We start from the raw sequence: 15,175 nt of genomic DNA, 5'->3' as shown, positions 1-15,175 counted from the left end.
GAGCTGCAAATGAGCAAACAGTTGCAAGACGCATATATCGTCGCGGCGAGCCGTACGCCGATCGGCAAGGCGCCGCGCGGCGCATTCCGGAACACGCGGCCCGACGAGCTGCTCGTCCATGCGATCAAGGCGGCCGTGGCGCAGGTACCGGGGCTCGATACGAAAGTGATCGAGGATGCGATCGTCGGCTGCGCGATCCCCGAAGCGGAGCAAGGGCTCAACGTCGCGCGGATCGGTGCGCTGCTGGCGGGCTTGCCGCAATCGGTCGGCGGCGTGACCGTCAACCGGTTTTGCGCATCGGGCGTGACGGCGCTGGCCATGGCTGCCGATCGCATTCGCGTCGGCGAGGCCGATGCGATGATCGCGGGCGGTTGCGAATCGATGAGCATGGTGCCGATGATGGGCAACACGCCGTCGATGTCGCCGCACATTTTCGATCGCGACGAAAATATCGGCATCGCCTACGGCATGGGGCTTACCGCCGAGCGCGTCGCCGAACGGTGGAAGGTGAGCCGCGAGGATCAGGACAAGTTTTCTCTCGAATCGCACCGCAAGGCGATCGCGGGACAGCAGGCGGGCGAGTTCCGCGATGAGATCGCACCGTTTCAAATCGTCGAGCGCGTGCCCGATCTCGCGAGCGGCGAGGTCAGGACCAAAACGCGCGAGATCGCGCTCGACGAGGGGCCGCGTCCCGATACGTCGCTCGAAGGACTGGCGAAGCTGCGTGCGGTGTTCGCCAACAAGGGCTCGGTCACGGCGGGCAACAGCTCGCAAACGTCCGACGGTGCGGGTGCGCTGATCGTCGTCTCCGAAAAGATTCTCAAGCAGTTCGGGCTGACGCCGCTCGCTCGCTTCGTGAGCTTCGCCGTGCGCGGCGTGCCGCCCGAAGTCATGGGCATCGGCCCGAAAGAGGCGATTCCGGCGGCGCTGAAGGCTGCGGGGTTGAAGCAGGACGATCTGGACTGGATCGAACTCAATGAAGCATTCGCCGCGCAATCGCTGGCGGTGATTCGTGAATTGGGCCTCGATCCGGCCAAGATCAATCCGTTGGGCGGTGCGATTGCGCTTGGCCATCCGCTCGGTGCGACGGGCGCGATCCGCGCGGCCACGGTCGTCCATGGTCTGCGTCGGCGCAATCTGAAGTACGGCATGGTGACGATGTGCGTCGGCACGGGTATGGGCGCTGCGGGCATCATCGAGCGGCTTTGAGGGCCGGCACCTGGCCGTATACGGAGTTCGCGGGCTGACGACCGGGTGCTCGCCGCCCGCCCGCGAACTGTTTGTCCGGTAACAATCTTCGAGGAGACGCAGGCAATGGATATTCTGGTCGAGCGCGCCGAAGGCGTCATGACGATAACGTTCAACCGGCCGGAGAAGAAAAACGCGATTACGTCCTCGATGTATCGTGCGATGACCGACGCGCTTGCGCAGGCGCATGACGACGCCAGCGTGCGTGCGATTCTGATTCGCGGCGGCGCGGCAGCGTTCAGCGCGGGCAACGACCTCGAAGACTTCATGAAATCGCCGCCGACGGATGCCGATGCGCCGGTCCTGCAGTTCCTGCGGAGCATCAGCACGGTCGACAAGCCGGTGGTCGCGTCGGTCGCGGGCGTCGCGATCGGCATCGGCACGACGCTGCTGCTTCACTGCGATATCGTCTACGCCGCTGAATCGGCGGTTTTTTCGCTGCCGTTTGCGCAACTGGGGCTGTGCCCTGAGGCCGCCTCGAGCTTGCTGCTGCCGCGTCTTTGCGGCCATCAGCTCGCGGCCGAGAAGCTGTTGCTCGGTGAGCCGTTCGACGCCGACGAAGCGCACAGAATGGGGATCGTGAATCGGTTGCTACCGGCTGCCGAACTCGAAGCCTTTGCGTTCGGGCAGGCGACGAAGCTGGCTTCGTTGCCCGCTTCGTCGCTGCGCGTCACGAAGATGCTGATGAAGCGCGCGCACACGCATGAAGTCGCCGAGCGCATGAACGACGAAGTCGTCCACTTCGGCAAGATGCTGCTTTCGCCGGAGGCGCGCGAGGCGATGACCGCGTTTTTCCAAAAGCGCAGACCCGATTTCAGGCAGTTCGATTGAACAGGTCCTAGGCCGTCGTGTAGTCCACGTAGCCCGCTTCGCGGCAGAAACTGAGCAGGCGAATTCCGGCTTGCCGGGCGATCGAAACCGCCAGCGACGAAGGTGCCGAGATCGTCGCGACCATCGGGATGCCGACACGTGCCGCTTTTCGTACGAGCTCATAGCTCGCGCGGCTCGACAGGAAGACGAACCCGTCCGTCGTATCGGCGCGCTGCAGTATGAGATGGCCGATCAGCTTGTCCAACGCGTTGTGGCGTCCCACGTCCTCGAACGCCGCGACGATCGATCCCTCGCTGTCGCACCAGGCGGCGGCGTGCAAGCCGCCCGTGAGCCTCGTCAGGACTTGATGCTCGGGCAGCTCGCGCGCCGCGCGCGCGATCGCATCGGGAGCCAGCCGCGCGAGAAAACCATGCTCGGGTACTCGTTCGGGGGTGAGGTCGAGCAAGTCGATGCTTTCGATGCCGCAGACGCCGCAGCCCGTACGGCCCGCCAGCGCGCGGCGGCGGTCCTTGAGCGCGACGAATGCCTGCTGAACGACCGTCAGCGCCACCTCGGCGTAGGGAATGGGTGCCGCGTCGGCATGGATGGCAACCTCGATGTCATGGATATCGCTACCGCGCTCGACGATGCCCTCGGAAATCGAAAACCCGACGGCGAACGCCTCCAGATCGCGCGGGGTGCACATCATCACCGCATGCGAAATCCCATTGAATACGAGGGCGACGGGCCATTCCTGGCCGATGCGGTCGGTCACGGACTCGACCGCGCCCGCTCGGTGCCGGCGCACCGGTTGTTCGATGGCGCCGGCTTGCTCGGCGTAGTCCAGTGGGTCGTTCAAGGTCGCTCCTCGGCATGTTCCAGGTGACCGGACGGTGCGTTGCGCCGTTGCCGGTCGAATAAGGTTCTAAAATACCCGAAGCCAGCTCGGCCTGCCGGACGAGGCATTGCCGCCTCGAAACACGAGGACTCGGTCATGGGATTGCACGAATCGCCGCTGATGTTCGATTTCGAAGCCGTATCGTCGGAAAACCTCAAATTCATGCCGATGTCGGTCCGCTTCAATCTGGATCGCTTCGGACTGCGTATTTCCCTCGCCCAGTGGCAGTGCCTGCCCCATGCCGATCGCGTATTGCTGGCGCGGTTTCCCGTCGACGAGGACACGGCCATCGAGCCGAACTTCGACCATGCGCTGTTCGAAATGATGCGTACTCACGCCAACGTCGAGCCCGATTGGTTCGCGCCGGAGCCGAACCCGGCGTGGCGCGAGACGTCGGTCGTGCCCGACGGCGTGCAAAATCAGTGCCGGATTGCCGGACTCGAGCCTGTCGAGGCGCAGCGCTGGGCCGGGCTCGATCCATTCAAGCGGTATGTCCTGACGAAGCTTTCGCGCAAACCCGAGGGCAATCACGATTTCGTGCCTGCGATGCGCGAGTTCGGGCTCGCGGACCTCGCCCGACCGTAGCGCCGGACCTCCTCTGGGGCCGTTTTTTGCGCGCGCCCCTCAAGTTTTCGCGATCGCTGCCGTTATCGATAGGTTGGCACGTCAAAAATTCGATTCACTCGCGGTGCCACCCTATAGGTTGGCGAGCCCGGCGCCGTCGGCGATCGAGGCATGCTCAGCCCCCGTCCGAACGGCGTTCCGAATCCATGACTTCCTTTTTATCGAAGCGGCTGCTGATCAACCTGGTAGTCGTGGCTGCCGCGGTGGGCGCGAATGCGTTCGTCGCCTATACCCAAATTCGCAGCGAGCGTGCGACGAACGAGCGTACGCTGCGCTCGATGAGCGTCAAACGCGATCTCGACGCGTACCGCATGACGCTTGGGGCGGGCCTGGCCGCGCTTGGACGGTTCGAAATCTCCGGCTCGGCCGTGTCGCCGACGCTCGGCGCCGCCCAGGAAGCCCGCCTTGTCGACATCAAGGGGCGGCTTGTAGCCGAACTGGCCGACGAACCGGCGATGAGCACCGCGCTCGAGACGCTTTTCGCAGCTGGCGACGCCGCCGAAGCGGGAACGCTTGCCGCTCTGGAACGCGCGGCGGCCGATGACGATTCCGAAGCGCATGGGTGGGCGACATCGGCGTACGCCCGGCTGGGGGCCAGATTCGATCAGGTGGACGATGCGCTCGCCACGCTGCGGATTCGCGAGGACGAGGCGCTCGAGGCATCGCTTGCCGAATCGACGCGCTCGGCTCGTCTTGCGACATTGCTCGTCGTCCTCACGATGGTCCTCGGCTGCGGCCTGCTCATCTACATGTTCGGCGCGCGTGAAAGCGCCGCACGCGCGAAGCTGCGCGTTGCCCGGGCCATGCGGCGCAGCGACGAGCGGTTTCGCGAGCTCTTCGACGCGCACCCGGTGCCGATGTGGATTTACGACCGGGAAACGCTGCGGTTTTTGGCGGTGAACGCCGCGGCGCTCGAGCAGTACGGCTATACCGAGAGCGAGCTGCTTTCGATGACGATCCGGGATATCCATCCTTCCGACGAACTGCCCCGCCTAGAGACGTATCTCGACCGCAGCGCCACGTTGCCGAGGCGTGGCCGCGTCATGGCGGGTGTCTGGCACCATCAGCGTCGCAACGGCTCGCAGCTGTCGGCCGATATTTCGAATCATGCGCTGAGCTTCATGGGCCGCTCCGCAATGTTCGTGTTGGCCGATGACGTGACCGAGCAGATTCAGGCCGAAGCGGAGGCGCAGCGTTCCAATCAGATGCTCGAAAGCATCATCGACAATATTCCTCAGCGCATTTTCTGGAAGGACCGCGAATCGCGCTATCTCGGCTGCAACATGGCCTTCGCCCGGGACGCGGGGCTCGCCTATACGGAGCAGGTCGTCGGCAAGACCGATTACGACTTGCCGTGGAAGAACATGGCCGAGGCGCTCCAGCGCTCCGACCTCGAGGTGATGGAAACCGGCGTGCCGAAAATGAACGCCGAGTTCGAAGTGATGATCGACGGCGCGCACCGCGCCGGTATCACGAGCAAGATTCCGCTGACGAACGGCGATGGCAAGGTCATCGGCGTACTGGGCTCCTATACGGATGTCACCGATCGCAAGCGCTCCGATCTCGCGCTGCGATTGCAAAGCCGGGCGCTCGACGCGAGCGTCAATGCGATCTTGATCACGGGCGCGGCCGAACGCGGGCACTTGATCGAATACGTGAACCCCGCGTTCAAGCGGATCACGGGCTACGATCCTGCCGAGGTGGTCGGCCAGGATTGCCGTTTTCTCCAACGCAACGACCGCGACCAGGAAGGTCTCGCCGAAATACGCGAAGCCCTGGCGGCAAATCGCGAGGTGAGCGCTGTGCTGCGCAACTATCGCAAGGATGGCGCGCTGTTCTGGAATCAGCTGTTCATCGCGCCGGTGCCGGATCCCGACGGCAAGACGACCCACCATATCGGCGTCATCAACGATGTGACCGAGTTGATCCGCTACCAGGAGCAGCTCGAGTATCAGGCGAACTACGACAGCCTGACGAGGCTGCCCAATCGCAATCTGTTGCGCGAACGTCTGCAGCAATCGATCGCCCGAGGCTTGAGCCTCGCTGTCGTCTTCATCGATCTCGACGGCTTCAAGAACGTCAATGACAGCCTGGGCCACAGCGTCGGCGACCGCCTGCTCGCCGTCGTCGCCGAGCGGCTCGCGCGCAGCGCGCGCCCGGGCGATACCGTCGCACGTCATGGTGGGGACGAGTTCGTGATCGTATTGGCCGACCTCGTCGAAAAAGATGCGCTGATCCATTGGATGGAGCGCGTGCGCGCGACGATCTCCGAGCCCGTCATGCTGGACGGCACGGAGCTCTTTGTCGGATGCAGCATGGGGGCGAGCCTTTACCCGCAGGACGGCGAGGATGTGGAAACCTTGCTGAAAAAGGCCGACCTCGCCATGTATCGCGCAAAGGACATGGGCCGCAATACGTTCCAGTTCTATCAGCCCGAAATGAACACGAGCGTCGGCGCCCGGCTGAACCTCGAAAGACGGCTTCGCCGCGCGTTGCGCGACGGCGAGTTTCTGCTGCATTACCAGCCGCAGGTCGATATCGAAACAGGCCGCATCGTCGGCATGGAAGCGCTCGTGCGCTGGCTGGACCCCGAAGTCGGGCTCGTGCCGCCTTCCGCCTTCATTCCCGTGGCGGAGGAGAGCGGGCTCATCGGCCCGCTTTCGGAGTGGGTGCTGCGCGAGGCGTGCCGGCAGAACAAGGCCTGGCAGGACGACGGGCTGCCGCCTGCGCGCGTCTCGGTGAATCTTTCGGCCCGGCAGTTCCAGCAGCGCGACATCGCGCGGCTCGTCATGTCGGTTCTCGAGGAGACTGGCCTCGAGCCTCAGTACCTCGAGCTCGAGTTGACCGAAAGCGCGATCATGCGAAACGCCGAGGAGGCCGTCGTGATGCTCAATGAGCTGCACGCGCTCGGCATCGGGCTCGCGATCGACGATTTCGGCACGGGCTATTCGAGCCTCAGCTACTTGAAGCGCTTTCCCGTCGATCGCTTGAAGATCGACCGCTCGTTCGTATCGGACATCGGCGCGTCGAGCGACGACGAGACCATCACCTCCGCGATCATCGCGCTCGCCCATTCGCTCGATCTGCAGGTGATCGCCGAGGGCGTCGAGACGGCCGCGCAACTCGACTTCCTGAAAGAGCGCGCGTGCCACGAGATGCAGGGGTATTTCTTTGCGCGCCCGATGCCGCACGACGCGATTTCGCATCTGCTGCAAGCGGAGCGCTCGGGCGCCGCGGTAATCTGAGCGTTCCGCGCGGGGCCCGTTGCGCTACTTGAGATCGGGCAGCTTGCGCGGACGGCGTTCGTGATCGGTCGCCACATAAGTGAGCGTGGCCTCGGTCACCTTGACGACTTCTTCGGCCAGACTCATGCGCTGCGCAAACACTTCCACATCCACGGTGACGGACGTGTTCCCCGTCTTGACGATGTCGGCATAAAAGCTCAGCAAGTCACCGACGAACACGGGCTGCTTGAAGACGAACGAGTTGACGGCGACCGTCGCCACGCGGCCGTTGGCGCGCCGGCTGGCCGGAATGGAGCCCGCGATATCGACTTGCGCCATGATCCAGCCGCCGAAGACGTCGCCGTGGACGTTCGCGTCGGCGGGCTGCGGCACGACGCGTAGCGTGCAAACCTTTTGCGGAAGCAGAGGTGAAGTCATAAAAATACCGTGAAAAAGGAAAAAGGCGCGGCCGTGGACGGCGCCAACGCGCCCGATGCGCTTCTGCGACAATACTCGGTGCGCTGAGTCGAGCGTAGGAATTGTACAGATAACCGCCGTCCCCACGGCCCCCGATACTGCCATGCGCCGTTATTCCGCTTCGAGTGAACTCGCCCCGCCTTCGAGCGCGCCGCGGCGCGATTGGCAAACCATTCGCTCGCTGTTGCCTTATCTGGCCGGCTACAAGGCACGCGTCGCGCTGGCGCTCACTTGCCTGATCGGTGCCAAGGTCGCCAACCTGGGCGTGCCGATCGTCATGAAGCGCATCGTCGATGGGCTGGTCTCCATGCGGCAACTGACCGCCCTCGGCCGCGCGGCGAACGATCCTGCGATCGTGCTGGCGGGAGGAATCGGGTTGCTGGTCGTCGCCTATGCCGTCGTGCGGCTATCGACTTCGCTTTTCACCGAGTTGCGCGAGATTCTCTTTTCGAAGGTCACCGAAAGCGCTGTGCGGGACCTTGCGCTCAAGGTCTTTCGCCATCTGCATTCGCTCTCGCTGCGCTTTCACCTCGAACGGCAAACGGGCGGGATGTCGCGCGATATCGAGCGCGGCACGCGCGGCATTCAGCAACTGATCTCCTATTCGCTGTACAGCATCTTGCCGACACTGGTCGAAGTCGGGCTCGTCCTCGGGTTTTTCATCGTCAAGTACGAGGCCTATTACGCCATCGTTGCGCTCGTTGCCCTCGTCGTCTACATCGTCTTCACCGTGAAAGTGACCGAGTGGCGCACGCATTTGCGCCGCGCGATGAACGAACTCGATTCGCGCGCGAATTCGAGAGCGATCGATTCGCTGCTCAACTACGAGACGGTCAAGTACTTCGGCAACGAAGCGTGGGAAGCACAGCGGTACGACGAAAACCTCAAGCGGTTTCGCGCAGCGGCGATCAAATCGCAGAACTCGCTGTCGCTATTGAATTTCGGCCAGCAAACGGTCATCGGCACCGCGCTGGTTTTCATCCTATGGCGCGCGACGTCGGGCGTGATGGCGGGGCGGCTCACGCTCGGGGACCTCGTGCTCATCAACACGTTCATGCTGCAGCTCTATATTCCGCTGAACTTCCTGGGCGTCGTCTATCGCGAGCTCAAGCAGGCACTTACCGATATGGACCGCATGTTCACGCTGCTCGGCGCGGAGCGCGAGATTCCGGACGAGCCGGGCGCACAGGCGCTCGTGGTGCGTGGGGCCGAGCTCGAATTCCGGCACGTGTCGTTCGGCTACGAGGGCGCGCGGCAGATTCTGTATGACGTGAGCTTTACGATTGCGGCCGGTACGACGACCGCAGTCGTCGGCGCGAGCGGCGCCGGCAAGTCGACGCTCGCGCGGCTCCTGTTTCGCTTTTACGATCTGGACCGGGCGTCGGGCGGTTCCATTCGTATCGATGGGCAGGACATTCGCGATGTAACGCAGGACTCGCTGCGTCAGGCGATCGGCATCGTGCCGCAGGATACGGTGTTGTTCAACGACACGATCTACTACAACATCGCTTACGGCCGGCCGACGGCAACGCGCGAGGAAGTCGTCGCGGCCGCGCGCGCGGCGCACATTCACGATTTCATCGAGGGGCTGCCCAAAGGATACGAGACGCCCGTCGGCGAGCGCGGGCTCAAGCTGTCGGGCGGCGAAAAGCAACGCGTGGCGATTGCGCGCACGTTGCTCAAGAACCCGCCGATACTCGTGTTCGACGAGGCGACTTCGGCGCTCGATTCGCGCTCGGAGCGTGCCATCCAGGCGGAACTCGATCAGATCGCGCGAGGGCGCACGACGCTCGTGATCGCGCATCGCTTGTCGACCGTCGTTCACGCGCATCAGATCATCGTCATGGAGCACGGCCGGATCGTCGAGCGCGGAACGCACGCGCAATTGCTGGCTGCGGGCGGGGCGTTCGCGCAGATGTGGGCGTTGCAGCAGCAGCGCGCGGTTCGCGATGCGGGTTCAGGTGAGCAGCATGACGGGGTGCTTCGACAGGCAGCGGACTAGATCTGCAAGCGTGCGACGCGCTGACACGTCCGGATTCCTTGGGAGGGCCGGCCCGACAGTCCCGTAGGGGACTGCGGGCCGCACGCACGCTGGGTGAATCGACGCATGCCGATCAGTGCTTGCTTGCCGCTGCCGTCTTCTACACTTCCCGCGCGTGGGTGGCGCCCGGCCAGACGCCGCTCATTTCGATCTCGCGACGTCCCGTCAGCCATTGCCCCAACGGGGTGGCCCAATGGAAGGTGTAGTTGTCGTCATTGACCACGCCTTTGAATTTCACTTCGACATGGATGTCCGTCGCATGCAGCGGGATGTTGCTGACGGTCTTCGAAATGCCGCCCGAGAGCGTAAATTCGTTGTCTTGCCGTCCGTGCGGTGTGTCGTAAGCCAGCTTGATATGTGTGATGTAAGTGCAGCCGGGCTTGTTGTTGAAGAAGATCTCGAACGCGCTGAGGCGCGTGATCCAGTTGGGAATCAGCAGTTGTCCATCGAACGATGCGACCGTATAGGCGATCGGTACGGCATCGGGCGCAATCTCTCCCGGCTTGAACGGCCACAGGTGCTGGTCGACGCTTTTATGCTGGTTGACCGAGAGGAACGAACCCTTGCCGTTGACCCCGCCGAGCATGTCCTGCACCGCGCTCGCCGAACCCGTCAGAGCAAGCGACGAGCTGCTGTCCTGGGAACCTGCGTTCACGCCGCTGTGCGCGTAGATCGCACTGGTGATGACGCCGAAGCCCTGCGAGATCTTCCCGTCGGAGCCCATGCTCACCGATTTGGCCTGTTCGGCGAGCCACTTCAGCGTTTCAGGCTTCGTCAGTGAGGTCAGGTCGTTGATGTACTTTTCCGTCTCGATGCTGAATTCCGATGCGATTGCGCCCGCGGACGAAAACTCCCACTTCACTTCGAGGCCGGCCTTGACCTTCGTTCCGGTCTCCGGATCGGTACCCGATCCGTCGAGGTTGACCTGCGTTTCCGAGCGGTGAACGTTGCTCGACGACAGCTTCCACTGATTCGGAATGGTGCGGCTGCTGTGGGCAACGCCCGGAGTTGCCTCCCTGACGAGCGTGAAGTCGCCCGTGTCCGGGGTAATGATGCCGACGGCGCCCGGGGCGAGTTTAGGTGAAAGCGTCCAGTTGCCCCAGTAGGCCGGGCGACCGTTGCGGATCAAATCGGTAAAGGCGCGATTCCAGTTCACAATTAGTTCTCCTAATTAATTTCGAAAGCTCTCGACGAGAAATGCAGTCGCCGTCTCGAACAAAAACTGCTGTTCGATCGCAGGTCCTCGCGCCGGCTCGTGACACTGGGCCGCGCGAAACCATTCTGCAGAGGAATCGGGATCGGCCGCTATACGGCAAATGAGGTATGGGGACGAACGTGCATCGCCGGACGGCCGCGCAGCCGATGGCCAGCGCGTGATTTACGCCCGTGGTGTATGAAGCGGGGGAGCGCTCGAATCTACGGTGTCTGCTATCCGGCGCCGATTGGCAGCTTTTCCGATGGCCGAATTCGCCCGGCGCGGCCCGTTATCGGACGGATCCGCGCTCCCTTAGCCGCCGATCGAGCGCGTCGAGCTGCGCCGGCGTGCCGACGTTCTCCCACAAGCCATCGAAGACTTCGCCGCTTGCGCGCCCGGCGGCAATGGTCTCGCGATAGTAAGGCCTCAGCGCGCGCCGCTCGCCGCGCGCCAGTCCCCGAAACATTCGCGTGTCGTAAAGCCCGATATTGCCGAACGTATAACGTGGCGAACCGTCGAGCGAGAGCGCCCCGTCGACGAGCGCGAAGTCGCCCTCGGGATGAAACGCTGGATTCGGCACCATCACGAGATGCATGCCGGGCTCCTCCATCGCCGCCAATCGCGCCGCGGGCCCGGCGAGCCGTTCGTAGCCGAAGTCGCAGTAGACGTCGCCGCTGACCGCGGCGAAGACCGCGGGCGCTCCGTCCTCTTCGAGCAGCGGCAACGCCTGAGCGATGCCGCCGGCTGTCTCGAGCGCGGCCCCTTCCGCCGAGTAGGCGATGCGTACGCCCCAGCGCGAACCGTTGCCGAGCGCGGCTTCGATCCGGTCGCCGAGCCACGCATGGTTGATGACGATCGTTTCGAAACCGGCCCTGGCCAGCCGCTCCAGTTGCCAGACGATGAGCGGTTTGCCGCCCGTTTCGAGCAACGGTTTGGGACAGGTATCGGTGAGCGGGCGCATTCTCTCGCCGCGCCCGGCCGCGAAGATCATCGCGTGGGTCAAAAGTGGATTCAGCTTCATCGTGCGCGGGGCGTCAAAATGTATAGCCGACTTCGCTCGCACGTCCTTCGAGCTCGTCGAGCAATCGTGCGAATGGCGCAAGCGGCCGGTAGCGCTCGCTTACCTTGCGCGCGTAGCCCATGAAACGCGGTAAGTCGGCGAGATAGCGCGATTTGCCATCGCGATGGTAAAGCCGTGCAAAAAGCCCCAGGACCTTGATGTGCCGCTGCAACCCCATCCACTCGATCTGCCGGTAGAACTCGCCGAAGTCCGCATCGACAGGCAGCCCCGCTTTTTTCGCGCGCTCCCAGTAGTAGACGAAGCAATCGAGCTCGAACTCCTCGTCCCAGCTCAGGAACGCATCGCGCAGCAGCGACGCGACATCGTACGTGATCGGGCCATGGACCGCGTCCTGAAAATCGAGCACGCCGGGATTCGGCTCGCAGACCATCAGGTTGCGCGGCATGAAGTCGCGCAGCATATAGACCTGCGGCTGCGCGCGAGCGCTGGCGATCAACAGCGCGTAGGTGCGGTCGAGGACGCCGCGTATGTTCTCGTCGACGGTGCGTCCGAGGTGCCGCTCGATGAACCATTCGGGCATCAGTTCCATCTCGCGGCGCAAGAACGCCTCGTCGAAAGCCGGCAGTACGCCCTCGCGCGAGCCGGCCTGCCAGCGGATCAACGCGTCGAGCGCGTCACGCATGAGCGGCCGCGCGGCTTGCGGGTCGCCGGGGTCGAGCACTTCGATGTAGGGCGTCGTGCCCAGATCGGTGACGAGCATGAAGCCCTGCTCGAAATCGCACTCGAGTACCCGCGGCACGTGGACGTCCGCACTCGCGAGCAGACCTGCGATCTGAGCGAACTCGCGGCATTTTTCCGGCGGCGGGGCATCGACGGCAATCAGTGTCGGGCCATGCGTGCCCGAGCTTTCGAGGCGAAAGTAACGGCGAAAACTCGCATCGGCGGATGCAGGGGCGAGCGTTGAGAGGTTCAGGCCATAATGAGCCTGGTGTGCGCGCAGCCAGTTGGCAAGCGCGTCGATACGGGCATCGGCCGGACAAGTATTCGTCATAACGGGGGGAGGCAAAACGTCTTGCCATATAATACCCGACGACTTTTCACGATGCGCCCCGTGTCGGCCTTTGCACGGTCCAGTTTGACCGCCCGTCGTCCCGTGCGTCGAGCACGCCGCTCGTGCGCGACGAGACCGCCACCGGATACCGGCGGTGCACGTCGTGCGACGGCGCCGTGCCTGGCTGCCGGGCCGATTCGCCAATCGATACATGCCGCCCAGACAGTTTCTTCGAACGAATTTCTCCGGCGATAGCGCGCCGCGCATGAAACGCCTCGCGGCTGCGCTGATCGCCATGCCGGGCCTGATGCCGTCGGTCTCGCACGCGCAACTGACGGGCGCGGCCGCCCAAGCGCAGCAGCTCGACGCGCCATGGGGCCTGAGACTCGCTCCGCAGATCGAAGAGCATCCGGTCGCGGCCGGCGGCTCGCCTGCCACGTTCGCGCTGGGCGACGACGCGATCGGCACCGCCGATCGCGATGTCGCGGCCAAAGGGTCGGCCGAGATTCGGCGGCCGGCCAACGTCATCAAGGGCGATGCCCTTCACTACGACGAGGATACCGATCACGCCGATGCCTACGGCAACGTGCGCCTGATCGGCAATGGCGTGTCGTTTGCCGGCCCTGAGGCGCATTTGTGGGTCGAGGCGAACGCGGGATACATGCCCGTACCGAAATATCGCTTCACGCTGCGTGGCGGATCGGGCAGCGCCAAGCGCGTCGAACTGCTCGACCGCGAGCGCTCGGTGTTCACCGATGGCACTTATACGGGCTGCCAATGCGAGACGAGGCCCGCGTGGTATATCCGTGGCAGCGAGTTCGATTTCGATACCGGCTCGGATGAAGGCGTGGCCCGCAATGCGGTGCTGTTTTTCCAGGGTGTGCCGATCTTCGCGAGCCCCTGGCTCTCGTTTCCGCTGAGCGGCGAAAGGCGCAGCGGTCTGCTGCCGCCGCTTTTCTCGGTGAGCTCGACCAACGGCATCGAATTCTCGCAGCCGTACTACTTCAACATTGCGCCGAATCGCGATTTCACGCTCACGCCACGCATCATTTCGAAACGCGGCGTGCAAACGCAAGGGTCGTTTCGATATCTTTCGCCGACATACACCGGCACGTTCACGGCCGAGTATTTGCCGAACGATGCGATCAAGCGCAAGGATCGCTACGCGATCTACTGGCAGCACAACCAGAACCTGGGCGGCGGCTTCGGCGCGTACGTGAACTACAACCGGGTATCGGACGACACCTACTCGCAGGATCTCGCGACCGTCGGCAATCAGTTCCTGGTCGGCACGCAGATCATCTACGACCAGGAAGCGGGGATCACGTACAACAACGGGCCCTGGTCCGTGCTGGCGCGCGAGCAGCACTGGCAGACCTACAACGACGCCGCGGCGCCCTACGGCCGCGAACCGCAGTTGAACGTGAAATACACGCGGTACAACGTCGGCGGGTTCGATTACGGCGTGGAAGCCGACTACACCCGCTTCCACATCACGGCCGCCGATGCGACGCAGGGCAACCGGCTCATGTTCAACCCGTACCTTTCGTACGGCTTGATCGGGCCCGGCTATTTCGTCGTGCCGAAAGTGCAGATGCACTTCGCGTCGTACAACCTGACGACGCTCGGCTCGACGGCCCCCGCTGGCCAGCCGAAAAACTTCACCGAGTCGATTCCGACTTTCAGCTTCGACACGGGCCTCATCTTCGAGCGCTCGCTGCGGCTTTTCGGCGAAGACTATATCCAGACGCTGGAGCCGCGGCTTTACTACGTCTATACGCCCTATCGCAATCAGAACTTCGCGCCGCTGTTCGATACCGCGGAGTCCGACTTCGGGCTTGCCGAAATCTTCACGCCCAATACGTTCGTCGGTAACGACCGGATTGCCGATGCGAACCGCCTCACGGCTGGCCTCACGACGCGCTTCATCAACGCGGCGACGGGCGACGAGCGCGCGCGGTTCGTCATCGCGCAGCAGTATTACTTCCGCGATCAACGCGTGAGACTCACATCGAGCGACCCGATTCCGGCCACGAGCCATTCGGACCTGATCGCGGGCGCGTCGATCAAGCTCGGCGCAGGTTTCGCCTCGGAAACGGCGTTCCAATATAATGCCGACAACAACCAGCTGGTGCGTTCGAGCGTCGGCTTCGGCTTCAGCCCGGAGGCGCGCAAGGTCGTGAACGTGGCCTATCGTTACACGCGGGCCAACGACACGCTCGACAATGAGCCGATCAACCAGTTCGTGGTATCGGGCGAATGGCCGATCACGCGCCGGCTCTACGGCGTGGGGCGGTTCAACTACGACCTGGCCGGTCACCGCATCGTCGACGGGCTGGTCGGCTTCCAGTACGATGCCGATTGCTGGACGCTCGGCGTCGGCGTCCAGCGTTACGCCAACGGCATCAATTCGGCAGGCGGAGCCCGCTCGTCGACGCGTATGCTCGCGCAGTTGACGCTGAAAGGCTTGTCGAATGTCGACAACGGACTCACGGCAGCATTCAGGGCCAGCGTGGCGGGGTATACACCGCCGCCGCCCCCGCCGCTGCCGGTTTCGCGTTATTCGAACTATGAATGAAGCGCGAC

General features: G+C 63.7%; 11 protein-coding genes. 6 read left to right on the top strand and 5 right to left on the bottom strand.

All coding sequences use genetic code 11. The features are described from left to right. The first annotated feature begins 9 nt into the window (after positions 1 to 9). Entirely contained in the window at positions 10 to 1,209 is a 1,200-nt protein-coding gene (locus VGL01_RS12240; RefSeq protein ID WP_331569597.1) for an acetyl-CoA C-acyltransferase, read from the top strand. A gap of 105 nt (positions 1,210 to 1,314) precedes the next feature. Further along, the gene (locus VGL01_RS12235) at positions 1,315 to 2,079 is read left to right on the top strand and encodes an enoyl-CoA hydratase (RefSeq protein ID WP_331569594.1); all 765 of its coding nucleotides are present in this window, start codon (positions 1,315 to 1,317) and stop codon (positions 2,077 to 2,079) included. Positions 2,080 to 2,086: 7 nt separating this feature from the next. Here VGL01_RS12235 and fdhD read toward each other — a convergent pair whose 3' ends face one another. Beyond that, positions 2,087 to 2,905, bottom strand: coding sequence for a formate dehydrogenase accessory sulfurtransferase FdhD (fdhD, locus tag VGL01_RS12230; RefSeq protein WP_414720239.1), 819 nt, complete (start codon positions 2,903 to 2,905; stop codon positions 2,087 to 2,089). Positions 2,906 to 3,052: 147 nt separating this feature from the next. Here fdhD and VGL01_RS12225 point away from each other — a divergent pair, with 147 nt between their 5' ends. Together VGL01_RS12225 and VGL01_RS12220 are read left to right on the top strand one after the other, a co-directional pair. Next, the gene (locus VGL01_RS12225) at positions 3,053 to 3,541 is read left to right on the top strand and encodes a nitrate reductase associated protein (RefSeq protein WP_331569590.1); all 489 of its coding nucleotides are present in this window, start codon (positions 3,053 to 3,055) and stop codon (positions 3,539 to 3,541) included. A 185-nt stretch (positions 3,542 to 3,726) separates the two neighbouring features. Beyond that, positions 3,727 to 6,825, top strand: coding sequence for a sensor domain-containing protein (locus tag VGL01_RS12220; RefSeq protein ID WP_331569588.1), 3,099 nt, complete (start codon positions 3,727 to 3,729; stop codon positions 6,823 to 6,825). 24 nt (positions 6,826 to 6,849) lie between these two features. On the opposite strand, the gene VGL01_RS12215 is transcribed toward VGL01_RS12220, so the two are convergent. Then, a complete protein-coding gene (locus tag VGL01_RS12215) occupies positions 6,850 to 7,242 on the bottom strand; it encodes an acyl-CoA thioesterase (RefSeq protein ID WP_173255134.1) in 393 nt (130 codons plus the stop codon). Positions 7,243 to 7,384: 142 nt separating this feature from the next. On the opposite strand from VGL01_RS12215, the gene VGL01_RS12210 reads away from it, so the two are divergent. After that, a complete protein-coding gene (locus VGL01_RS12210; protein ID WP_331569586.1) occupies positions 7,385 to 9,283 on the top strand; it encodes an ABC transporter ATP-binding protein/permease in 1,899 nt (632 codons plus the stop codon). 139 nt (positions 9,284 to 9,422) lie between these two features. Here the strand turns inward: VGL01_RS12210 and VGL01_RS12205 are convergent, their stop codons facing one another. The 3 genes from VGL01_RS12205 to VGL01_RS12195 form a co-directional block, all read right to left on the bottom strand. Then, positions 9,423 to 10,478 (bottom strand): hypothetical protein, encoded by a 1,056-nt coding sequence (locus tag VGL01_RS12205; RefSeq protein ID WP_331569584.1) that lies wholly within the window; start codon positions 10,476 to 10,478, stop codon positions 9,423 to 9,425. Between the two features lie 328 nt (positions 10,479 to 10,806). Then, the gene (gene murU, locus VGL01_RS12200; protein ID WP_414720238.1) at positions 10,807 to 11,508 is read right to left on the bottom strand and encodes an N-acetylmuramate alpha-1-phosphate uridylyltransferase MurU; all 702 of its coding nucleotides are present in this window, start codon (positions 11,506 to 11,508) and stop codon (positions 10,807 to 10,809) included. A gap of 43 nt (positions 11,509 to 11,551) precedes the next feature. Continuing rightward, on the bottom strand, positions 11,552 to 12,589 hold the full coding sequence (locus VGL01_RS12195; protein WP_331569582.1) for an aminoglycoside phosphotransferase family protein: 1,038 nt from the start codon (positions 12,587 to 12,589) through the stop codon (positions 11,552 to 11,554). Between the two features lie 211 nt (positions 12,590 to 12,800). Between VGL01_RS12195 and VGL01_RS12190 the strand changes: the two genes are divergently transcribed. Then, complete coding sequence (locus tag VGL01_RS12190; protein ID WP_331569580.1) at positions 12,801 to 15,167, top strand: LPS-assembly protein LptD; 2,367 nt, start codon at positions 12,801 to 12,803, stop codon at positions 15,165 to 15,167. The last annotated feature ends 8 nt before the right edge of the window (positions 15,168 to 15,175 follow it).

The sequence above is a fragment of the Trinickia sp. genome (assembly GCF_036503415.1).
In the GTDB taxonomy this organism is placed as follows: Bacteria; Pseudomonadota; Gammaproteobacteria; order Burkholderiales; family Burkholderiaceae; genus Trinickia.
Note: the sequence above shows the minus strand (reverse complement) of the source record. Positions and strands in the feature narration are given on the sequence as shown.

What these genes read in the sequence shown, in the direction of transcription:
- VGL01_RS12240 (WP_331569597.1), top strand. Translation starts at nt 10, where the DNA reads ATGAGCAAACAGTTGCAAGACGCATATATCGTCGCGGCGAGCCGTACG.
- VGL01_RS12235 (WP_331569594.1), top strand. Translation starts at nt 1,315, where the DNA reads ATGGATATTCTGGTCGAGCGCGCCGAAGGCGTCATGACGATAACGTTC.
- VGL01_RS12225 (WP_331569590.1), top strand. Translation starts at nt 3,053, where the DNA reads ATGGGATTGCACGAATCGCCGCTGATGTTCGATTTCGAAGCCGTATCG.
- VGL01_RS12220 (WP_331569588.1), top strand. Translation starts at nt 3,727, where the DNA reads ATGACTTCCTTTTTATCGAAGCGGCTGCTGATCAACCTGGTAGTCGTG.
- VGL01_RS12215 (WP_173255134.1), bottom strand. Translation starts at nt 7,242, where the DNA reads ATGACTTCACCTCTGCTTCCGCAAAAGGTTTGCACGCTACGCGTCGTG.
- VGL01_RS12210 (WP_331569586.1), top strand. Translation starts at nt 7,385, where the DNA reads ATGCGCCGTTATTCCGCTTCGAGTGAACTCGCCCCGCCTTCGAGCGCG.
- murU (WP_414720238.1), bottom strand. Translation starts at nt 11,508, where the DNA reads ATGATCTTCGCGGCCGGGCGCGGCGAGAGAATGCGCCCGCTCACCGAT.
- VGL01_RS12195 (WP_331569582.1), bottom strand. Translation starts at nt 12,589, where the DNA reads ATGACGAATACTTGTCCGGCCGATGCCCGTATCGACGCGCTTGCCAAC.
- VGL01_RS12190 (WP_331569580.1), top strand. Translation starts at nt 12,801, where the DNA reads ATGCCGCCCAGACAGTTTCTTCGAACGAATTTCTCCGGCGATAGCGCG.